Here is a 16,131-nt window from a genome sequence, read left to right as displayed (position 1 = left end):
GCATTCTTTGTACGGGATAATGGCAGTGTTGTAGGGAAATCGGCCTTCGAGATGCACCCCGTTTAGCCAAGATGGGAAACTATGTTCACATCTTGGCGCAAACAGCCTCTTTATGAAGTTGAACATCTATTCTGTCTCCTTTGCAGGGGGTAGGGTGATAAGCTTGAAGGCGACCCACTCTGCCACAGCGCCGTAATAAACCCACCCACCACCATTCATTTTTTCCCAATACGCCTCTGTCCAAAAGACATGACCAATATCGATGCATGGGTGTATGGTCTTACCGAGAAGAAGTATTCTCTCCCCATCCCTTGGCGCATTTTCCATATCGGTACGCCACCCATCCGCTTCACGCTCTGCAAGGGCGGTGGCAAGGGCTTTGATCGCTGGTGATGGTCCATCGCGTTTTGGGAGTTGTGCTTTCTTGTCTTTCGATGCGTGTGCCGCTGCTCTCAATGCAACGCTACCGCTGGATTTGGGCTTGCTGATTTTCACACAAATATGATCAGCTAGGACTTTCTCAGCCCATTCTAGTTGCTCTTTCGTTGCTTTAGCCACTAATCTCTCCTGTGTTTGTAAACTCTCCAAAATGCTTTCTGGCTGCATCGCAATATGCCTTGTGCGCATCTTCTGGCGTGTTGAAGGTACCAAGATGCACTTTCTTGCCGCAAATTTTGATGCCCGCACACCACATCCTCTTATCCCGCGCTAAATACACACCTTTGAAGCCTGAAGTGTTATTCTTTCTGAGCCTCGTGTTCCTTGCGTTCTCAAATACCGTCGCCTCTCGCAGGTTTTCAATCCTATTATCGTCTTGAATGCCGTTTATGTGGTCGAGATAAGCGCTTGGCATTTCTCCATAGGCATAAAGCCAAGCCAGACGATGCGCTAAATACCTACGATCATCGATGGTTATTCGAATATACCCGCGCCTATCCTTGTGACCCGCAACATCTCCTTCATTCGCATGACCCCTTAAACTTACGCGCCTATTAAAAATTCCAGTATCGGTGCAGTAATGAAGGAGTTCTTTAAGGCGGGTTTGTGTTAGTTTATCACTCATTTGTCCAATCCCTCGCCTTTAAACCATGTGATAGGGACTTCAATGCAAGCCTTCATTTCTTACCCCCTTGTGGTGGTAGTGCTGCCAATTCTTCTTCGACTTGTTCAAGGCGTGATTTGAGGCTCATTCCACCAAAAACATCGCTATCTGGAGTGTCTTCAATTAGTGCTGTTAGCGTTGTCTTTTCAGACAAGAGCCATTCGCGCTCGGTCAGACCAAGCACAGTGCCCTTCCTTCCCTGCGCTACACCAGCTTCATGGGCTTTATCGTGGGTGGCTTGTTCAAATTTGCGGATCAAATCCAGTGATGCGTCGACGCTATCATAGCTCACGTCGCACAAGTCTTTTAGAAGCTGGCAACCCGCCTCGGAACAACCGTATCGTTCATGCGTGGTAAGTGCGTCCATTGCATCTTCAATGTCAGGTTGGGGTGGGGTGTGTGGTTTATGGGATAGACTTTTTGCGCTAGGGTAAGTATGCCCGTTCTCACATTCATCATTCCCGAAAGGGCGGCGCTCACGCATACGGCCAGCGGCACCGCACACAGGGCAAAATCCGTAAGGGGTTTCTGGTTTAATGGTCATGTTGCTTCCTTAACTGAAACAACAAGTTGAGTTGCCAATTCTTTTGCTGTTGCATCGCGAAGTTTATGCTTCCCGCCAAACTTGTCATTCAGCATCGATGAAACTTCGCGTCGAGCGATAGCATCAATGGAAAACTGTCCATCATGTTGTTTTATAAGGTTTTGAACTTCTTCTCGGACAGCCTCGCGGACCCACTGGCGAATATCGCCTTTAGAAATTCCGAGTTCGTTGTGCAAGAAATTCTTAAATTCTTCGTACTTATCTCGCTTCATTATCCTGTCCTATCTATCTGCTTGGCTGTGAGGGGGGCGACTAGTAATCAAGCCCGTAGTGCAGTTCATAACCCAATTTCATGATTTCATCTGCGGGGCATGAAATGAACAGAACCGACTTGCCGTTCTTGCGGCCAACCCAGTTTTCGCCATTCATGAGGCTTCCCGATAGCTGCCGCGCTTCCTCTTCGTCTTTCATCTCGATTTCGAGTTCCACAGTTCTCATGTTCTGTCCTCGTCTAAATATCTTGTGTTGTCAGGTGAGGGGCTAAACCCACGGCTGCGAATTTTCTGCTTTGGCTTGGTAATGCCTAAATGCTTTTTGCGAATGCGATCAGACTTGGCTTTTTCTTTGCGGTCTTGAGCGGTTTTCGCTTTGTGTGCTTTGACAAGGGCAGGGGCTAAGTTGCTTTCACGATTTTCTCCGCCGTTGCAAAGGGCTTTGATATGTTCAAGCTCCCATTTCATGCCCGGCAAAATCTTAATGCCAGATAGGTAGCAAATGCCGCCGTAGCGCTCGAACACCCGCAATTCAACACGCGGCGGCGCTTTGGTATCGGCTGTCGCACCGAACCATTCATCTGTTGAGCGGCCTATGGGGTTTGCGAGTTTGGTCAATATGAAATCCTCTTATGCTTGATTTCACCGCACTTTTGGCAGCGCAAAACAAATATTTGAGCAGTTGGCAGATCACTAGGACTAGAGTTAGGTTCCATCACTTGCATTCTTTTGAAGTCTGCCCATTCATGCCTACAAGCATGGAAAAGCCATTGCCAAATTCGTGCTAACATGCTGTCCCGCCTTTCGCCGCATTGGTGTAGCTAGTGGAGATGATGGGGGCGTTCATTGCTAAACCCTTTCCAAGTTGCGCGGGTCTTCTTTCATCAAGCCACCCCTGCGCCATAAGACCCAGACGTGGCCTCCTTCAACCTTGGTAACCCGTCCGCGCATATCTTCATCATTTCGAACCCATCGAACTTCGTCATTTCTTTTAAAATCGCGTTCGCCCATGTCTATTCCCCTTGGTGCTATTGGCTTTTATTGGTTGGGAGTGGCGGTGCGATGCCCTGCATGACTAGGCCAAGTGCTGCCATAACAACACCTACCCACCAGTCAGGAAAAACAGGTTCATGAGTAAACGCCCACCACGCAAATGCCACGATAGGTGCAACAAAAAGGAAGACCCCGAACAGCATGAAAACAAGATGGGCGATTGCAATAGCCCACCACCCGGACGGACGGTTATTAGCTTTCGGCTTGTTTCCTGTCATACCTCTATTCCCCTATGCTGCTATTTCGCTGACATACGCCCAAGGGTCATAGCCAAGCCATATCGTGAGTTGCGCTTTTGCGCTTTCCAAGTAACGCTCAAAATCGGCGGTTTTCATGTTGTCAAATGCGGTGCTATCGGCTTCAATTCGCGGCGTCCCATCGAATTGCCAAGTGGTTGTTGTGTGGCCAAGATAGGTGAGCAATGCGCGGTGAAGGTTTTCCTTCTTTGGGTATTTCCGCGCTAAATCGTCATCAAAGTTTTTGACCGCCGTTGTCAGTCCCGCCCAATAATGAGCATTGCGCTTTGTGGATCGTGGGTGCGTTAGAGCCGCGTCTAATAGCGCCCCTTCTGCATAGTCATCACGCAACAAAACCGCATCATCAATAGAGGCGGGAATTAGTGCATCCCCATGTCGCCGAAACTGAATTTTATTCTTGCTGGCCATCTTCAACCCCAACCCTTGCGCAATGATCGGAATACAATCCGGTCAACTGTTCTTGTTCGTCTTTCGACAAATCTTCAAAGCGTGGTTCGTAATTGTCGTTCCAGATTTCGGTCAGTGTTTCTTGGTCATCCGCCACTGCAAATTCGTCATTGGCGTTGCTCAAGAATATTTCGAATTCGCTGCTTTCACTTTGTGGTTCTGGTGCGTCTTCCACAATAGTCGCGTCAACTGGTGGCGGTGGCGCCACTAATTCGCCTGTAACGACTTCTGGTGAGCGTTCGGCTTCTTCTGGATCGATTATGCCAGCGAAGCCAAACGCGTAACGTGCGCACTGAATAGCGGCTTTATGGCGCAACATACGTTTTGGCCATTTTTGCCAAGGTTCCGTTGGGCGATGGCATTCATCCATGTATTCGGTAACTTCTGTGTGCGTCTTGCGGTCCTTGCGGAAAATCCGACACGTCACAGAAACCATTTTGCCCTTCTCGTTTAGCTCGTCAACAAACTCCATGCCGTCCATTTGCGGGTGTGAATTGATCAGATTCATCCATCCATCAATCCCAACGATAGGTTGGATGCCGCCGCCTTTTTTTGGGAACGCGTATATTTCGCGGGTGATTGGGTTCAAGCCGTATTCATTGGCCACCATTAAAAACGCCGCAAATTCCTCATTGCTGGATTTTGGTGGTAAGCAAGTTGCCCGAACCGTGCTTTGAAACATGGTGGCATCCATTTGATACTGCGCTGACATTGTTTCAATTAAGCTGCGCTTTGGTTGTATCTTAACGACGTTGTTTTGTGTCATGCTGCTTTCTCCGGCCATTTTTCGTGTTTGTGCCAATAGGCATAATCTTCGTATGAAATCGGGTATCGTGCGCAGTGGGGCCAAATGTATTCGACGTTAATTGGCGTTCCTGCGCGCTCGGCTTGCAGTTCCCCATCTTCACCGCGCCAAATTGCAACAGCGATAAACGGTCGCTTGGCTGGCGCTAAGTCTGCGTTCAATCCGCGCCTGTCGCGCATTTTGTAATATCCACATTCGGCGGGGCTTTCGTGCAAAGGGAGTTTTTCGCCATTTACTGACCTGCGCCACCATTCGAAATCCTTCATATTCCCACCTGTCCATGCTTTAGTTTTACGTTCAATATCCGCACTGGCTTGGCTTGTGCCACCAGATCAGACTTGTGCTTTGCTCTTGCCCATTGCTGGCTATCTGGCGTCCATGCCCATGCTTTGGTAGGCGTTAAACACTCAAGAGATTGGTGAATGTAGAGGTTGCCAACGCGGGCGAAATACAGGTTGCGAAAATCAACGTGTGTGTTTGGTTTAGCCATGTTGTTCACCTCTTGCGCGTTTTAGAGCCTCATTGGCGAACTCACATTCAGCCGGATAGCTGTCCGAAAAAGTGGTCATTTCCGCTACTGCAAGCAGCTTATTCAACGCCTCATACAGTTCTGGCGCGGCTGCAATTAGATTGGCGTTGGCATCGTCAGGCAAAGCACAGGTGTCGCAATCGTCATAAACTGAACAAATCCAACCGTCTGCGGCGTCCTTGAACGTCGCCACCGTCTCTGAATTGTATGCGTTCCCGTTGGTCAAAGCCTTCCACGGCCCTTTTGTGAATTTCTCAGCCATTACACCACCTCCAAATACTGGCTTGCCCAAATTACAGGCGCTATAAATGAAACCGTGAATACAAATGCTGATGCTAATAGGGTGTTGAGAATGGTCACTTGCCACCTTCTTTCCGCGCCCGTTTTTCGGCGGCTTCTTTTCTTGCTTCAAGCTTTGCAACGCGGTTTTCTTCACCTGTTGCCCACCATGCTTGCGCCTTATCAATCGCGCCTTGTTCGGATTGATCGTGGAACCAAATAGGCAAGAACCCATCGCGTGTATGCGTTTCGTCAAATTCGGGGTTTTTGTTCTTTACAATTTTCGTGACCTGCCATTTCGCGACCCACTGAAATCCGTCAGGCGCGTTTTGACTTTGGTATGTGACAATGTTCATTTCGCACCTTCTTTCCGCGCCATATCGAACGCGCTTGCAATTTCCATTGCTGCAAAATAATTGCCGCTCTGGCGTTCTTGAACGATCTGATCAGCAACCGCCGACCCGATTTTTGATGTTTCGATTAGCGACTGAACCGCACACCCGATAACCGGATCGCAAGCCGCCTTGATTGCAGTTGGCGACATTATGCAGCCTCCGCTTTTGATGATTTGAGTTGGTTGAAAATCTCAGCGCGGCGTTTAACCATCGCTTTGCAAGCCTTTGCGTAGCGGGCTGTTTTGCCGCTTTGAATGTTGAAGGCTAGCTGGTCAAAGCTGCCTGCGCTTGGCTTGTTTGTTTCTGCAAGGATTTTTGCATTTGTGTAAATAACGTCAGCTTCGCAGCACTGGTCTAGCGTTGCTTTGAACGCCCATGCGGCTTCCATTTTGGCGAAGGCTGTTTCGAGTGCTGTTGTCATCTGAATTGCTCCTTTGTTAGGAACAATATATGCGCATACGAATAATTATGCAAGCACAAAAATGCATGAACGCATAAAAATATTTACAGATGCGCTATCCCTGTGTATAAAGGGCGCGTGGAAGTGACACGGTGATATTCTGCTGGCCGTAGCACAAAAATTGTTTTGGAGCGTTATGCGGGGTTGATAAAGCAGGCCCCGTCTTTCACGATATTCATTTCGCGAGGCCCGTCAGAAATGGCGGGTCTTTTTATTGAGGGTTATTCATTCCAACTAAATACAGCGATCACGCGCCCAAATATATGCACGTCCTCACGATTGAATTCGTATGTGCTGTATTCTTTGTTGTCTGAAATTATGCGGATATCTTCGGAGCGCGGAATAAGCTCAACGCGCTTTACCAGCCTACCGTCGCCCGTATCGATTACAAATAAGCCTGGGGGCGAGGGGTAGTTTTGCTTGGTGTCCACAAACACGGCTGACCCGCCTTTAATGGTCGGGGTCATTGAATCGCCAGTTACTACAAAAGCGAAAACGCCTTTTATATTGCCAAACCGCGACATGAACGCCGGGGGCATGTTCCAATCCCCATCGGTGTATTGGGGCAGGGGGCGCATTGTGTCTGGATCAACTTCAATATGGCCCATGCCGCCATTGCCTAACCCAGCATGAATATCAAGGTTTGGGATGCCATTGTCTGTTGATACTTGCTGGCTCGAAGAGGGTGTTGACGCAACTTCACGATAAAGCTCTTGAATGGCTTGGAATTGAGCGCCGTTTGGTTCGGAGCCTTTCATCCATCTTGATACGGTTGGCTGTGTCACACCAAGGTGATCTGCCAGCCTTGACTGGTTCCAACCGCTTACCTTGAGAATCGCTCGAATTACGTCACTTGTTTTCATGGGGCGCACAATATCCGTATCCGATGCATAAAAAAAATGCAAAGCCGCATATTTATGCTTGCATTAAATGCGTATGCGTATATATTGGGGATATGGAAACAGCAATCAAACATATTAGAACCCGCGTTTTTAAGGTTAGCCAAGCAGAATTTGCTGCGCTGATCGGGCGGACACAGCCAACGGTTTCGCGTTGGGAGCAGGGCGTTGCCCTTTCACTTACAGACATGAAGGCGATCCGCGACGCCGCCAAAGCCAAACGGGTTCGGTTCGCTGACAAGCTGTTTTTCGAAACCCCCAAAGAAAGAGCGTAAGATGCGAAACCCATTTGTAATTATGGCCGCAGCAGCAGCTTTGATGAATAGCGGGCACTTCATGGACGAACCAACACGCCCAAAACCGCCAAAGCGGAATGAACAATGCTTGCCAACATCTAAGCGTTCGAAAGTAAAAGCGCGGCGCAAGCAATCTCGCCAAGGTCGCAAGAAATGACCAATAAGGGGGAACAGACAAAAGCACTGACGCAAGAGCGATTGAAAGAGCTTCTTCGCTATGATCAGAACACCGGTGTGTTCGTTCATAATAAATCCGGCCACGGCGTTTTCAAAGAAGATGTTGCCGGACACACGAGACGCGGGGGCTACATCTACATTAGTGTGGACAGCGTTATCCTCGCCGCACATCGACTGGCTTGGCTCTATGTTCATGGTGAACTCCCTGATCGCGAGATTGATCACGCAAACTGTGACCCTTCGGACAATCGCTTGGAAAACCTCAGACTTGCAGACCGGTCCCAAAATAACTGCAATCGACGGATCCAGAAAAACAACACGTCCGGCTTCAAAGGGGTCGATTGGGCAAAGAGCAAACGCAAATGGCGCGCTGTTGTCAAGAAAAACAATCGTTGTCACCATCTCGGCTACTATTCTACGGCTGCAGAGGCAGCGGCAGCATACAACTCCGCTGCTAAAAAACTTCATGGCGATTTTAAGAGGGTCAACACATGATGCGCGATGAGCAAACAAATGTGCAGCCCGTTGCTGCACATCTGCCTGCGCATGAAGTGCAGGAGCTTAGTCCTAAACATGACTATGTGACCCCTCCAAACTTGCGGGGCGGCTTAATCGTTGCCCCGTCTTTTGGTGCGGAAGTAGACAACGCTGGGACTTTCCCTACCCAGCACAGGGGCGCGGTCTCCTCCCAACTCCAAGCCGCGTCCCGCTCTTTTCTTTTCCAAATCTTGCATGAGGCTCATCACAGCTTCTTCAAGTTTTATCATTCGATTTTCCTAACTGCTTCTCGTCCCGTTTTCATCAATAGGACGGGACAATTCTCAAATGCAGGAAATCAAACCAACAAATTTAGAAACAAATTCGGAGTTCTCAGAAATGAAACTGTCTGAGTTACGCACGTGGGTAACGAAAGCCACGGCAAAAGCCATTCACCGCATCGCTGATTTAAAGGCGGGTGCTGGTGCAAATTACAAGCTGCGCATTAGCGCTGTAGAGCGGGCGACGGGCATTACGTGGGGCCGGGTTAAATCCCTGCATTACAGCGAAAGCCGCCGCATAGACGCCCACGAATGGATACGCATTCAACAAGCACAAGACAAAGCGGAGCGAGAAGAAATTGAGCGCAAGAAACATGAGGCCCAAATTTTGGCCGTTCGAACTGCAGCCCTTCTTTCTGGTGAGGGTGAAGACGAAATGCACCCTGTTTTGCGTGACGTGCAGACTGACCGTTCGGATGTGGATCTACAGGCTCGTGAAATGGCTAAAGCAATCCGCGCAGTAGGGGTAAGGGCATGAACATTTTCAAGTTTTTTCTAAAACCAATCATCACCGTTCGCGCTGCTTCCAAAGAGCAGAAAAAAGCCGAACGCAAATACATCGAAACGCACATGCAGTTGGCACGTGAGCTTGGCCTAGACGTCGAGTTCCGCGCCCGCATGGGTGAAGTTCAAGGAGTGAAGTAATGGTTTATCGCTTGTCTGAAGAAAAGAAAAAAACTCGCAAACAAGAAGCTATTCGGCTGGCCAAATCGGGTATGTGTCGAAAAGACATAGCGGCAAAGCTAGGCGCAAGCCACGTCACCATTAAGCGCGTTCTAGATGACGCTGGCATACCATTGCTGCCCCGCGCTTATAAGAACCCCACAAACCCATGCAAAGTGCACCCCATGTGGGATGCGCAAGACCCCAACGTGATGCGCCAACGCTTTGCAAAGCGGGCGGCAAGTGGTGCGCGGGCTGCGCTTGAAGCTATGGGCGCTGTGTAATGGAGTACGTTCCTCAGCGCAACATAGCAGATGACAGTGGGTTTATGAGCTACATCCCAACCATTTGGACGCTGGGGGACGCTCGCGATGCTTTGCTACTTCGGTTGGAGTGCAATGGTGATGAGGCAAGAATCCTTAAGTCTCACAAGGGGCAATCAAGCCAAGCATTCAAGTGCGCTGCGCATGAAATGACCACCCGAGAGGCTTACAACGGTGCATCTGAAAGCGACCAGAGGATAGCGCTTGATCAACTGCAAGCAGGTTTTGACGCTGGTATGGCGTTATGTGAAAGCCCAATTGAGCGGACCTTACTCCCGACTTTGTTAATTGCGCAGTGGGTAGGTTGTGAGTGCTTTCCAGCCAAGGTTTCAAGTGCCTCACTAGATGAGGTTGCAGGGCTAATGGAGCCATCTCGCGCTCTTATCGTACCACAGCTAAAAGTTGCGGGCCGACGCTTGGATTTTGCTTTGTTTTTGCCAATAGAGCTTGCTCCAAAGGGTTTCGCAATTGAATGCGATGGGCGCGCTTATCACAACGCGATGGACGATATCGAAAGAGATGTAGAGCTAGCACAAAGCGGGTTCGCGACATTGCGTTTTACGGGCAGCCAAATCAACACCAACCCTTTTGAGTGCGCGTTGAACGCTGTGCACCAAGTTGAGCAATTCCGAGGGGGGCGCAATTAATGACCAGCACAGCCCCGTTTGATGATCCTGAAATTGAAAGAACACTCATTGGAAGCTTCATTAATGCGCCAAAGAGTATTCCACTATTCGCAAATAAGATTAGCGCGGAGTGGTTCAGTGAAGAAGTTTGCGCCCGACTTTGGGAGCGGCTGCAAACCAACTCCAATGAGGGTGAATACACTACATACCTGGCGCTCCTAAACTCACTGCCAGAGCAATTGGCTCCGGACGTGAAACGCGGTGATTTCATGGCGCACATTATGGCCTTAGCGCTCCCAATTACTCAAATTGATGGGCTAATTAGAAGCCTAAAGAGATTGTGGGCGCGTCGGGTGATCAGAGACAACGCGGATGGGATCAAGCGCGAAGTTTATAGTGTTGATTGTGACCCTTTTGCTTTGGCAAGCGATCTAATTTCAGTCTTGGACTACGTTGCAGCAGGTGACGCGGATCAGAACGCTGGAACGTTTAAAGACGGTGCACATGACCTCCTGCGCGATATTGATAATCCCGATCTATTGGCAGGAGCCACAACTGGTATCAAGACGATTGATGAAGCATTAAACGGCTACAAGAAACAGCAGCTTTATGTGATCGCTGGACGCCCCGGCATGGGGAAGTCCGCTTTCGCTTTATCATCTTTGCGTCAAACCGCTTTAAATGGGCATGGGGTTGTTTTCTTCTCGTTAGAGATGTCGCAGCAGCAGTTGGCCGCGCGGATGCTCTCAGACACGCTCTATGACAGATTTGGGGTGCCAGCAGCTCCGACTTACCGATCTATTTTGCGGGGTGAACTAAGGTCGGGGCAACGAAACTCACTCAACGGTGCGTTGGAAAGCATGTCAAACATTCCATTCATGTGGGATGCATCGGCTAAATTGACGATGGCTGACATTAAAGCCAAGGCTCGAGAAGAAAAAACCAAGTTTGAAAAGAACGGTTTTTCACTTGATGTGGTTTGCATCGACCACATGCAAATCGTTGAGCCATCTTCGCGCTATGCTGGAAACAAGGTAGCGGAGGCCAGTGAGGTTTCAAACGCTGCTCGAGCGATGGCAAAAGAACTGGATTGCTGTGTCGTGTTGCTGTGCCAGTTATCGCGACAAGTCGAGTCCCGCGACGACAAGCGCCCAATGATGAGTGATTTGCGGTGGTCTGGTGAAATCGAGCAGGACGCCAACGTTATCGGCTTTTTGTACCGTGACCACTACTACCTAAAAATGAATAAAGACACCGATTTGAACGAGTTGGACGCTTCTAGAGACAAGCTAGAATTTCTGGTTCGCAAGAACCGTGACGGTGATCTCAATGACATCCTTTTACATTGTTCAGTTGCACACAATGCTGTGCGGGAGATTGCATAATGGCGTTTCAATCACAGTACAATGACGGGGAGGCGGCTTAATGCCAAAGGTTACAATTGAAAGTGTCCTATGGTTCTCAGGAAACAATGGGATCGTGCTCGACGCTAAGGAAGTGTTGCACTGGCTGGTCAATGGTCGAATGATCGATCTGATAGACGCCATCGAAATGGCTGAGAAATACAAAAGTCATCACCTGATGCGGGAAGCAGATTGCGGGCAAGGTAGTGGCATTCTCTCTTCATTTGAAGAGATGAGTTTTGACGAATTCCTCGGTGTTATTACGGAGTACAACAGACACGAATTTCAAGATGATTTAAACCAAAAGGCGAAGTATGAAGCCTGCAAGGCTCGACGCTCGGAGTTCGCAAAATCGAGACCAGAATTGGTCTTAGCTTTGTTAAACAGAGGGGACGATTTTGTCTGTGCCAAGCAGGGGTGTGAAACCACATCCGACATCGCCGTGGATCATATCACCCCTCTATCGCGTGGGGGAACGGATGATTTGGGGAACCTTCAATTCCTATGCCGATACCACAACAGCGTCAAGAGCGACAAGATAGAGCGGGGAGATCAATAAATGGCCTTGCACTCATTTGATCCCGAAATCGCGCAAAAAGTTGGTGTCACAGGCGCGACAATCTATCAAAATATCTCGTACTGGATTGAAAAAAACCAGAGCAACGATAAGCACCTGTATGACGGTCAATACTGGACTTACAACAGCACAAAAGCGTTTGCTGAACAGTTCCCATATTTGACAGTAAGCCAGATCAAAACAGCGCTAAATAAGCTTGTAGAACACGGGTTTATCGTTAAAGGCAATTACAACAAAATCGGGCTTGATAAGACCAATTGGTACGGACTAGCGATAAATCGCCAATCGATTGGTCAAAAATCGCCAATGGGTCGGTCAGAAATCGCCAATGGATTGGCTAAAAATCGCCAACCTATACCAGATAGTAAACCAGATATTAAACCTAATTCATCTGGAAAGATCCTGAAAGAGCGTGATCAGTACGGCCAAGACGACCAGCCAACCTTCAACCAGTTCCTAACAGAACTTTGGGCATACCGTTGGAAAGATGGTGATGATCGAAAGCCAGCATATCTCGCATACTGCAAGCTCACGCCGCAACAGCGCAAGTCCTGCGCACAGGTAGCGGCGCAAGCGCAACGGGCCATGCGACAGCGCGACAACACATTCCGCAAGTCTATGGCAGCATGGCTAAACGCAAACGGCTGGGAAAGTTTCAAACCACAGCATACCCAACAAGAAGCGGGCGGCGAATGGGTGAAGCGCATGAACTATTTCGACAGATCAGGCGATTGGGCCGTGGCGTGGGGGCCAAAACCCGGCAGCCCCGGCTGCAAAGTCCCGCCTGAATTTCTCACACCCCCATCACAAGAGGACGCAGCATGAAGAACGAAACAGGGTTCGCAGGTTATCCAGAAATTGCGGAACGAGGCCGCTATTGGGTCGAGGTTGATGGCATGGAAGTTGCGGGGGGATCAATCCTTAGCTTAGCGGTTCACTACTTCCATCAATACATCAATGAAGGTGACAAAGTTATTCTCAAAGGGCCAAACGGCAAGCATATCGCTTGGAATGAGAAGGCCAAGCAATGACCACAGACAAGGACAAGGCGCGGGCGGAGGAGATTATGTCTGCGATCGACAAGAGGTCATATTTCATCCCGGGCTATGCCAACGAACCAGATGGGGAAACTCTCATAGCCACCCTCATTGCAGACGTACGTAATGAGGCGTTGGAAGGCGTTTACCGCACAATGGAACATCGAGCGAGATGGGCGTCAAAGAACCATGCAGAGCCGGGGTATATCGCGGCTTGCAGAGACACGCTTAAAGCACTCGACACCCTCAAAAGCAAAAAGGAAACGACATGAATTGGCTCACACTTGTTTGCGCATTTTCGTGGTCGCTGCTTATCACGATGTCCGTTGCGACTTGGCAATTATCTGATGAAATGTATGTGAAATTTACGCCGTACTACATAACCAACGCGCTTATCACCTTATCCAGCACCTTATCGCTGATGGCTCTTAACGCATAACTGAAAGGAAACGACAGAATGAACGAACGTTTAGACGCACTAATGGTGCGCAACTACGAACAGAACGGCGAGAAAAAAGCGCAGTTCACAAAAATTGGTGTGGCTTGGCCAACAGCAAACGGTGAAGGTTATCGGCTGCAATTGGACGCAATCCCGGTCCCCACGATTTACAACAACAAGATTGAAATGAGCATACTGCTTTCCCCGCCCAAAGAGCGGTCACAGGGCGGCAACAGCGATAATTCGGGGCAGTCACAGGGCGGTAGGCCACAAAGCGCACCAGACGCGGGTTTTGGCGATGGTGACTCGGATATCCCATTCATTATGGAATGGAGGGTGTGATGGGGAAAAGATTTGGGCGAAACCAAAAGCGGAAAATGCGCGAACAAATTGCTGATTTGGGCGCGTTGCTAAAAGCTGAAAGATTTCTCAAAAGCCGGGCCGAGGGGGCAAGGGACTCGTTCGTGCGCGAGGGAATGGAGCGAGTGCTAAACGATGACAGGTTCGCTCTGGCAAAGCGTGAAATCGTTGATGAACTTTTCCGTTTTCTTGCCCCTGAATTAGAAAAGCCAGCCCGTGAGCTATTAAAAAGCATGGAACGACATAACACACCTATGTCGCCTACGTTTGCAGTCCATGAAGATTGGGAAAAGGTAGAAGTGTACCGGGTTTCGGGGCGCATATCCTCCGCTGAATACAACGTACAAGTAGCGCAGTATTAGATGCCCGCTGCCATTATCAAAGGCCGCTTACACACTCGTTGTGAAACATGCGGTGCAGAGAACGCGGCTTTTGGATATGGCGTAAATCTAAGACAGGCAATGAACCAAATAGCTGAGAAACGAATTGAAGCTGCAAAGCAAAGTTTAGGCAAATGGTTTTGTGGTGAATGTAGAAAGGAAATGGAATGATGGAATTAACACGATACAGCGGGAAAGGCGGGAAGTGCATCAAATGTGAAGCGTCGGGCGCTTCGACTCTTTTTGTGCCTTCTCAGCAGGTCAAGAACTTTGGAGGAGCGGTTGTGGCAGAAACTAGCGAGCATCTGCTTCGCCGCTGTTGCAACTGTGGCTTTGAGTGGAAAGAGGCACCTTTGGAGAAACCCCAATGATACCAGCATGGGCAAAAGTAGGCGCGAAGGTGGTGGCGATTCGTGATGGATCAAAAGGACAGGTTAAAAAGGGGGATGTTTTTACTATTCGAGAGCTGCTGTCGAAATGGACAGTGTGTGTATCGCACCCGGAATTTTCTGGATACGGCATGAGAGTTACTGGAATTTTGGAACGACATGAAGGCGATTGGTTGCCGATTGCAGCATTCCGCCCTGTCCAAACCAAGACACAAGAGCAAGATATTGAAATGTTCGCGCCCTTGCTCAACACAAAAGACGAAAAGGAGCTGATAGATGGGTGATGGGTTTGAACCTTTTAGCAGTGGGGATGATCTCGATGTGGGCGATGAAGTTCTAGTTCGCATGAAGATCACGGGGGTTGGGTGGTCTGCTGGACTGCCTCGGTTCTCGACAATCAAAATGAGGGGGTTGGTTAGCGGGCTGTCACTGAGGCATGAATTTATAAACTACGAAGATGACATCGCGGCTGTAAGGCGCAACCCCACCACACAAAAGGAAAGCGCATGACGAAAGATTTTGTGAAAATCCAGTTGCCGGGCGAATCCCCTTGGGGCGAGGTGGTCAAGAGAACAGACGATGGGCGAGCCGTTATCCGAATTGACAACACCGTTGCCGGCGACCTGACAGAAAAGGAATGGTCAGAGCGGCTGGCATCTCTTTTTGGTATCGCCGCCGCTGACGCGCCCTTTATGGCCAAGCCTCACAACCACAAGCAAGACGAATTGGTTTTGTGTGAGTTGAACGAATTTGAAATGTGGCAGCCCGTCACTCCTAACCCAACATAAGGCGGCAATATGAACAAGCTTAGAATAATCAAAATTATGGCCCTAGACGTGTGGTGGGTGGCAAAGCACGTTTTAATGATTGCCGCAATAATGGGTATTTTCTATCTCTTCGAGCGCTACACTGGACTGGCTTCTGGTTGGTTTATTTTTGGATCGATTGCGACATATGGGATAGGGGCAGCGGTGTATTTTTGGTTCTTACGGGCTAGAGAAAGAGCAAATAAATGAACAAGGCTGACATTCAAACACGCTTCCTTGACGACCCAACAATGTCAAAAGCTGAACGTTTGCACCAGCACGAAAAGCGCCCTAACGATCCAAGGGTAGGCAAGGAGCGGGTAAACGTAAACCTTGCCACAAGGCTAGGCGGCTATTCCAAGTTCAAGAACAGGACAGCGGTGCGCGAAGAAATTGCAACCCGGTTTTTGTACACATATGAACGCGGCATGATTGGCGGGGGTACTGATTACACCCTCAAAGAGGCGGTTGATAGCAGTGGGGCAAATCCTGAATTAAACCTGATCAAAGGTGCGGATGCGCGGGCTCTAATCATTGAAGCGCAGATGATTTTGGGCTATTATTACGACTTCTTAGAGTGGGTAATAGTTCGGGGCGAAACCACAACGCAACTGGCCCGCCGATACCCGCGCATGTTCACAGGTTCTGAAAAAACCGCGCGTATTAAAGCTGGTGAGGCCATTCATAAAGGCTTGGATATGTTAGCTGAGAAATGGGGCATGGTAACGATAGAGGTTGGAACCAAGCGTTCCTGATTGAGTCACGACTTGTTCACGTTTTGCACTTGACAGATCG

36 protein-coding genes are annotated in these 16,131 nt (G+C 49.2%); 20 read left to right on the top strand and 16 right to left on the bottom strand.

Annotated features, from left to right (window positions below):
- Nucleotides 1–126: 126 nt before the first annotated feature.
- From O4H47_RS01155 to O4H47_RS01080, 16 genes are all read right to left on the bottom strand, one after another.
- A complete protein-coding gene (locus O4H47_RS01155) occupies nt 127–558 on the bottom strand; it encodes a hypothetical protein (RefSeq protein WP_269392095.1) in 432 nt (143 codons plus the stop codon).
- Nucleotides 551–1,063 carry an HNH endonuclease gene (locus O4H47_RS01150; RefSeq protein ID WP_269392094.1) on the bottom strand — a complete coding sequence of 171 codons (513 nt, stop codon included), beginning with the start codon at nt 1,061–1,063 and terminating at the stop codon, nt 551–553. Before O4H47_RS01150 ends, O4H47_RS01155 begins: the two co-directional genes overlap by 8 nt.
- Nucleotides 1,064–1,115: 52 nt before the next feature.
- Entirely contained in the window at nt 1,116–1,646 is a 531-nt protein-coding gene (locus O4H47_RS01145; RefSeq protein WP_269392093.1) for a hypothetical protein, read from the bottom strand.
- Complete coding sequence (locus tag O4H47_RS01140; RefSeq protein WP_269392092.1) at nt 1,643–1,918, bottom strand: hypothetical protein; 276 nt, start codon at nt 1,916–1,918, stop codon at nt 1,643–1,645. The genes O4H47_RS01145 and O4H47_RS01140 overlap by 4 nt, the downstream gene beginning before the upstream one ends.
- 40 nt (nt 1,919–1,958) lie before the next feature.
- Nucleotides 1,959–2,144 (bottom strand): hypothetical protein, encoded by a 186-nt coding sequence (locus O4H47_RS01135; RefSeq protein ID WP_269392091.1) that lies wholly within the window; start codon nt 2,142–2,144, stop codon nt 1,959–1,961.
- Nucleotides 2,141–2,536 carry an HNH endonuclease gene (locus tag O4H47_RS01130; RefSeq protein WP_269392090.1) on the bottom strand — a complete coding sequence of 132 codons (396 nt, stop codon included), beginning with the start codon at nt 2,534–2,536 and terminating at the stop codon, nt 2,141–2,143. Before O4H47_RS01130 ends, O4H47_RS01135 begins: the two co-directional genes overlap by 4 nt.
- Nucleotides 2,537–2,946: 410 nt before the next feature.
- The gene (locus O4H47_RS01125; protein WP_269392089.1) at nt 2,947–3,189 is read right to left on the bottom strand and encodes a hypothetical protein; all 243 of its coding nucleotides are present in this window, start codon (nt 3,187–3,189) and stop codon (nt 2,947–2,949) included.
- A 12-nt stretch (nt 3,190–3,201) separates the two neighbouring features.
- The gene (locus O4H47_RS01120) at nt 3,202–3,636 is read right to left on the bottom strand and encodes a hypothetical protein (protein ID WP_269392088.1); all 435 of its coding nucleotides are present in this window, start codon (nt 3,634–3,636) and stop codon (nt 3,202–3,204) included.
- Nucleotides 3,620–4,441: a phage recombination protein Bet gene (gene bet, locus O4H47_RS01115; protein ID WP_419719578.1), complete on the bottom strand. Its 822-nt coding sequence runs from the start codon at nt 4,439–4,441 to the stop codon at nt 3,620–3,622. Before bet ends, O4H47_RS01120 begins: the two co-directional genes overlap by 17 nt.
- The gene (locus O4H47_RS01110; protein WP_269392087.1) at nt 4,438–4,746 is read right to left on the bottom strand and encodes a hypothetical protein; all 309 of its coding nucleotides are present in this window, start codon (nt 4,744–4,746) and stop codon (nt 4,438–4,440) included. The genes bet and O4H47_RS01110 overlap by 4 nt, the downstream gene beginning before the upstream one ends.
- Nucleotides 4,743–4,970 (bottom strand): hypothetical protein, encoded by a 228-nt coding sequence (locus O4H47_RS01105; RefSeq protein ID WP_269392086.1) that lies wholly within the window; start codon nt 4,968–4,970, stop codon nt 4,743–4,745. The genes O4H47_RS01110 and O4H47_RS01105 overlap by 4 nt, the downstream gene beginning before the upstream one ends.
- The gene (locus O4H47_RS01100; protein ID WP_269392085.1) at nt 4,963–5,271 is read right to left on the bottom strand and encodes a hypothetical protein; all 309 of its coding nucleotides are present in this window, start codon (nt 5,269–5,271) and stop codon (nt 4,963–4,965) included. The genes O4H47_RS01105 and O4H47_RS01100 overlap by 8 nt, the downstream gene beginning before the upstream one ends.
- A 94-nt stretch (nt 5,272–5,365) precedes the next feature.
- On the bottom strand, nt 5,366–5,644 hold the full coding sequence (locus tag O4H47_RS01095) for a hypothetical protein (RefSeq protein ID WP_269392084.1): 279 nt from the start codon (nt 5,642–5,644) through the stop codon (nt 5,366–5,368).
- Nucleotides 5,641–5,832, bottom strand: a complete 192-nt coding sequence (locus O4H47_RS01090; protein ID WP_269392083.1) for a hypothetical protein — start codon at nt 5,830–5,832, stop codon at nt 5,641–5,643. The genes O4H47_RS01095 and O4H47_RS01090 overlap by 4 nt, the downstream gene beginning before the upstream one ends.
- Nucleotides 5,832–6,104: a hypothetical protein gene (locus O4H47_RS01085; RefSeq protein ID WP_269392082.1), complete on the bottom strand. Its 273-nt coding sequence runs from the start codon at nt 6,102–6,104 to the stop codon at nt 5,832–5,834. Before O4H47_RS01085 ends, O4H47_RS01090 begins: the two co-directional genes overlap by 1 nt.
- A 260-nt stretch (nt 6,105–6,364) precedes the next feature.
- Nucleotides 6,365–7,006, bottom strand: coding sequence for a LexA family transcriptional regulator (locus O4H47_RS01080; RefSeq protein ID WP_269392081.1), 642 nt, complete (start codon nt 7,004–7,006; stop codon nt 6,365–6,367).
- 92 nt (nt 7,007–7,098) lie between these two features.
- Between O4H47_RS01080 and O4H47_RS01075 the strand changes: the two genes are divergently transcribed.
- The 20 genes from O4H47_RS01075 (at nt 7,099) to O4H47_RS00980 (ending at nt 16,091) form a co-directional block, all read left to right on the top strand.
- Nucleotides 7,099–7,317 carry a helix-turn-helix domain-containing protein gene (locus tag O4H47_RS01075; protein ID WP_269392080.1) on the top strand — a complete coding sequence of 73 codons (219 nt, stop codon included), beginning with the start codon at nt 7,099–7,101 and terminating at the stop codon, nt 7,315–7,317.
- A gap of 1 nt (nt 7,318) precedes the next feature.
- Entirely contained in the window at nt 7,319–7,495 is a 177-nt protein-coding gene (locus tag O4H47_RS01070) for a hypothetical protein (RefSeq protein WP_269392079.1), read from the top strand.
- Nucleotides 7,492–8,010: an HNH endonuclease gene (locus O4H47_RS01065; RefSeq protein ID WP_269392078.1), complete on the top strand. Its 519-nt coding sequence runs from the start codon at nt 7,492–7,494 to the stop codon at nt 8,008–8,010. The genes O4H47_RS01070 and O4H47_RS01065 overlap by 4 nt, the downstream gene beginning before the upstream one ends.
- Nucleotides 8,007–8,405, top strand: a complete 399-nt coding sequence (locus O4H47_RS01060) for a hypothetical protein (protein ID WP_269392077.1) — start codon at nt 8,007–8,009, stop codon at nt 8,403–8,405. Before O4H47_RS01065 ends, O4H47_RS01060 begins: the two co-directional genes overlap by 4 nt.
- Nucleotides 8,392–8,811: a hypothetical protein gene (locus tag O4H47_RS01055; RefSeq protein ID WP_269392076.1), complete on the top strand. Its 420-nt coding sequence runs from the start codon at nt 8,392–8,394 to the stop codon at nt 8,809–8,811. The genes O4H47_RS01060 and O4H47_RS01055 overlap by 14 nt, the downstream gene beginning before the upstream one ends.
- Nucleotides 8,808–8,978, top strand: a complete 171-nt coding sequence (locus O4H47_RS01050) for a hypothetical protein (RefSeq protein ID WP_269392075.1) — start codon at nt 8,808–8,810, stop codon at nt 8,976–8,978. The genes O4H47_RS01055 and O4H47_RS01050 overlap by 4 nt, the downstream gene beginning before the upstream one ends.
- Nucleotides 8,978–9,280: a helix-turn-helix domain-containing protein gene (locus tag O4H47_RS01045; protein WP_269392074.1), complete on the top strand. Its 303-nt coding sequence runs from the start codon at nt 8,978–8,980 to the stop codon at nt 9,278–9,280. Before O4H47_RS01050 ends, O4H47_RS01045 begins: the two co-directional genes overlap by 1 nt.
- The gene (locus O4H47_RS01040; RefSeq protein ID WP_269392073.1) at nt 9,280–9,966 is read left to right on the top strand and encodes a hypothetical protein; all 687 of its coding nucleotides are present in this window, start codon (nt 9,280–9,282) and stop codon (nt 9,964–9,966) included. The genes O4H47_RS01045 and O4H47_RS01040 overlap by 1 nt, the downstream gene beginning before the upstream one ends.
- The gene (locus O4H47_RS01035) at nt 9,966–11,330 is read left to right on the top strand and encodes a replicative DNA helicase (RefSeq protein WP_269392072.1); all 1,365 of its coding nucleotides are present in this window, start codon (nt 9,966–9,968) and stop codon (nt 11,328–11,330) included. Before O4H47_RS01040 ends, O4H47_RS01035 begins: the two co-directional genes overlap by 1 nt.
- A gap of 40 nt (nt 11,331–11,370) precedes the next feature.
- Complete coding sequence (locus O4H47_RS01030) at nt 11,371–11,907, top strand: HNH endonuclease (protein ID WP_269392071.1); 537 nt, start codon at nt 11,371–11,373, stop codon at nt 11,905–11,907.
- Nucleotides 11,908–12,750: a hypothetical protein gene (locus O4H47_RS01025; RefSeq protein WP_269392070.1), complete on the top strand. Its 843-nt coding sequence runs from the start codon at nt 11,908–11,910 to the stop codon at nt 12,748–12,750.
- Nucleotides 12,747–12,956: a hypothetical protein gene (locus O4H47_RS01020; RefSeq protein WP_269392069.1), complete on the top strand. Its 210-nt coding sequence runs from the start codon at nt 12,747–12,749 to the stop codon at nt 12,954–12,956. Before O4H47_RS01025 ends, O4H47_RS01020 begins: the two co-directional genes overlap by 4 nt.
- Nucleotides 12,953–13,234: a hypothetical protein gene (locus tag O4H47_RS01015; RefSeq protein ID WP_269392068.1), complete on the top strand. Its 282-nt coding sequence runs from the start codon at nt 12,953–12,955 to the stop codon at nt 13,232–13,234. The genes O4H47_RS01020 and O4H47_RS01015 overlap by 4 nt, the downstream gene beginning before the upstream one ends.
- Nucleotides 13,231–13,401 carry a hypothetical protein gene (locus tag O4H47_RS01010; protein WP_269392067.1) on the top strand — a complete coding sequence of 57 codons (171 nt, stop codon included), beginning with the start codon at nt 13,231–13,233 and terminating at the stop codon, nt 13,399–13,401. Before O4H47_RS01015 ends, O4H47_RS01010 begins: the two co-directional genes overlap by 4 nt.
- Before the next feature lie 18 nt (nt 13,402–13,419).
- Nucleotides 13,420–13,743: a hypothetical protein gene (locus O4H47_RS01005; RefSeq protein ID WP_269392066.1), complete on the top strand. Its 324-nt coding sequence runs from the start codon at nt 13,420–13,422 to the stop codon at nt 13,741–13,743.
- Nucleotides 13,744–13,778: 35 nt separating this feature from the next.
- Nucleotides 13,779–14,123: a hypothetical protein gene (locus tag O4H47_RS01000; RefSeq protein ID WP_269392065.1), complete on the top strand. Its 345-nt coding sequence runs from the start codon at nt 13,779–13,781 to the stop codon at nt 14,121–14,123.
- A gap of 385 nt (nt 14,124–14,508) precedes the next feature.
- Complete coding sequence (locus tag O4H47_RS00995) at nt 14,509–14,814, top strand: hypothetical protein (RefSeq protein WP_269392064.1); 306 nt, start codon at nt 14,509–14,511, stop codon at nt 14,812–14,814.
- A 222-nt stretch (nt 14,815–15,036) separates the two neighbouring features.
- Nucleotides 15,037–15,318, top strand: a complete 282-nt coding sequence (locus O4H47_RS00990; protein WP_269392063.1) for a hypothetical protein — start codon at nt 15,037–15,039, stop codon at nt 15,316–15,318.
- A gap of 9 nt (nt 15,319–15,327) precedes the next feature.
- Nucleotides 15,328–15,546 (top strand): hypothetical protein, encoded by a 219-nt coding sequence (locus O4H47_RS00985; protein ID WP_269392062.1) that lies wholly within the window; start codon nt 15,328–15,330, stop codon nt 15,544–15,546.
- A complete protein-coding gene (locus tag O4H47_RS00980) occupies nt 15,543–16,091 on the top strand; it encodes a hypothetical protein (RefSeq protein WP_269392061.1) in 549 nt (182 codons plus the stop codon). Before O4H47_RS00985 ends, O4H47_RS00980 begins: the two co-directional genes overlap by 4 nt.
- Nucleotides 16,092–16,131: the final 40 nt, after the last annotated feature.

The sequence above is a fragment of the Maritalea porphyrae genome (genome assembly GCF_027213965.1).
Classification (GTDB): domain Bacteria; phylum Pseudomonadota; class Alphaproteobacteria; order Rhizobiales; family Devosiaceae; genus Maritalea; species Maritalea porphyrae_A.
Note: the sequence above shows the minus strand (reverse complement) of the source record. Positions and strands in the feature narration are given on the sequence as shown.

Excerpts from the sequence above, each read along its gene's own strand:
- O4H47_RS01150 (WP_269392094.1), bottom strand. The coding sequence starts at position 1,063 with ATGAGTGATAAACTAACACAAACCCGCCTTAAAGAACTCCTTCATTAC.
- O4H47_RS01145 (WP_269392093.1), bottom strand. The coding sequence starts at position 1,646 with ATGACCATTAAACCAGAAACCCCTTACGGATTTTGCCCTGTGTGCGGT.
- O4H47_RS01140 (WP_269392092.1), bottom strand. The coding sequence starts at position 1,918 with ATGAAGCGAGATAAGTACGAAGAATTTAAGAATTTCTTGCACAACGAA.
- O4H47_RS01135 (WP_269392091.1), bottom strand. The coding sequence starts at position 2,144 with ATGAGAACTGTGGAACTCGAAATCGAGATGAAAGACGAAGAGGAAGCG.
- O4H47_RS01125 (WP_269392089.1), bottom strand. The coding sequence starts at position 3,189 with ATGACAGGAAACAAGCCGAAAGCTAATAACCGTCCGTCCGGGTGGTGG.
- O4H47_RS01120 (WP_269392088.1), bottom strand. The coding sequence starts at position 3,636 with ATGGCCAGCAAGAATAAAATTCAGTTTCGGCGACATGGGGATGCACTA.
- bet (WP_419719578.1), bottom strand. The coding sequence starts at position 4,441 with ATGACACAAAACAACGTCGTTAAGATACAACCAAAGCGCAGCTTAATT.
- O4H47_RS01110 (WP_269392087.1), bottom strand. The coding sequence starts at position 4,746 with ATGAAGGATTTCGAATGGTGGCGCAGGTCAGTAAATGGCGAAAAACTC.
- O4H47_RS01105 (WP_269392086.1), bottom strand. The coding sequence starts at position 4,970 with ATGGCTAAACCAAACACACACGTTGATTTTCGCAACCTGTATTTCGCC.
- O4H47_RS01100 (WP_269392085.1), bottom strand. The coding sequence starts at position 5,271 with ATGGCTGAGAAATTCACAAAAGGGCCGTGGAAGGCTTTGACCAACGGG.
- O4H47_RS01095 (WP_269392084.1), bottom strand. The coding sequence starts at position 5,644 with ATGAACATTGTCACATACCAAAGTCAAAACGCGCCTGACGGATTTCAG.
- O4H47_RS01090 (WP_269392083.1), bottom strand. The coding sequence starts at position 5,832 with ATGTCGCCAACTGCAATCAAGGCGGCTTGCGATCCGGTTATCGGGTGT.
- O4H47_RS01085 (WP_269392082.1), bottom strand. The coding sequence starts at position 6,104 with ATGACAACAGCACTCGAAACAGCCTTCGCCAAAATGGAAGCCGCATGG.
- O4H47_RS01080 (WP_269392081.1), bottom strand. The coding sequence starts at position 7,006 with ATGAAAACAAGTGACGTAATTCGAGCGATTCTCAAGGTAAGCGGTTGG.
- O4H47_RS01075 (WP_269392080.1), top strand. The coding sequence starts at position 7,099 with ATGGAAACAGCAATCAAACATATTAGAACCCGCGTTTTTAAGGTTAGC.
- O4H47_RS01070 (WP_269392079.1), top strand. The coding sequence starts at position 7,319 with ATGCGAAACCCATTTGTAATTATGGCCGCAGCAGCAGCTTTGATGAAT.
- O4H47_RS01065 (WP_269392078.1), top strand. The coding sequence starts at position 7,492 with ATGACCAATAAGGGGGAACAGACAAAAGCACTGACGCAAGAGCGATTG.
- O4H47_RS01060 (WP_269392077.1), top strand. The coding sequence starts at position 8,007 with ATGATGCGCGATGAGCAAACAAATGTGCAGCCCGTTGCTGCACATCTG.
- O4H47_RS01055 (WP_269392076.1), top strand. The coding sequence starts at position 8,392 with ATGAAACTGTCTGAGTTACGCACGTGGGTAACGAAAGCCACGGCAAAA.
- O4H47_RS01050 (WP_269392075.1), top strand. The coding sequence starts at position 8,808 with ATGAACATTTTCAAGTTTTTTCTAAAACCAATCATCACCGTTCGCGCT.
- O4H47_RS01045 (WP_269392074.1), top strand. The coding sequence starts at position 8,978 with ATGGTTTATCGCTTGTCTGAAGAAAAGAAAAAAACTCGCAAACAAGAA.
- O4H47_RS01040 (WP_269392073.1), top strand. The coding sequence starts at position 9,280 with ATGGAGTACGTTCCTCAGCGCAACATAGCAGATGACAGTGGGTTTATG.
- O4H47_RS01035 (WP_269392072.1), top strand. The coding sequence starts at position 9,966 with ATGACCAGCACAGCCCCGTTTGATGATCCTGAAATTGAAAGAACACTC.
- O4H47_RS01030 (WP_269392071.1), top strand. The coding sequence starts at position 11,371 with ATGCCAAAGGTTACAATTGAAAGTGTCCTATGGTTCTCAGGAAACAAT.
- O4H47_RS01025 (WP_269392070.1), top strand. The coding sequence starts at position 11,908 with ATGGCCTTGCACTCATTTGATCCCGAAATCGCGCAAAAAGTTGGTGTC.
- O4H47_RS01020 (WP_269392069.1), top strand. The coding sequence starts at position 12,747 with ATGAAGAACGAAACAGGGTTCGCAGGTTATCCAGAAATTGCGGAACGA.
- O4H47_RS01015 (WP_269392068.1), top strand. The coding sequence starts at position 12,953 with ATGACCACAGACAAGGACAAGGCGCGGGCGGAGGAGATTATGTCTGCG.
- O4H47_RS01010 (WP_269392067.1), top strand. The coding sequence starts at position 13,231 with ATGAATTGGCTCACACTTGTTTGCGCATTTTCGTGGTCGCTGCTTATC.
- O4H47_RS01005 (WP_269392066.1), top strand. The coding sequence starts at position 13,420 with ATGAACGAACGTTTAGACGCACTAATGGTGCGCAACTACGAACAGAAC.
- O4H47_RS01000 (WP_269392065.1), top strand. The coding sequence starts at position 13,779 with ATGCGCGAACAAATTGCTGATTTGGGCGCGTTGCTAAAAGCTGAAAGA.
- O4H47_RS00995 (WP_269392064.1), top strand. The coding sequence starts at position 14,509 with ATGATACCAGCATGGGCAAAAGTAGGCGCGAAGGTGGTGGCGATTCGT.
- O4H47_RS00990 (WP_269392063.1), top strand. The coding sequence starts at position 15,037 with ATGACGAAAGATTTTGTGAAAATCCAGTTGCCGGGCGAATCCCCTTGG.
- O4H47_RS00985 (WP_269392062.1), top strand. The coding sequence starts at position 15,328 with ATGAACAAGCTTAGAATAATCAAAATTATGGCCCTAGACGTGTGGTGG.
- O4H47_RS00980 (WP_269392061.1), top strand. The coding sequence starts at position 15,543 with ATGAACAAGGCTGACATTCAAACACGCTTCCTTGACGACCCAACAATG.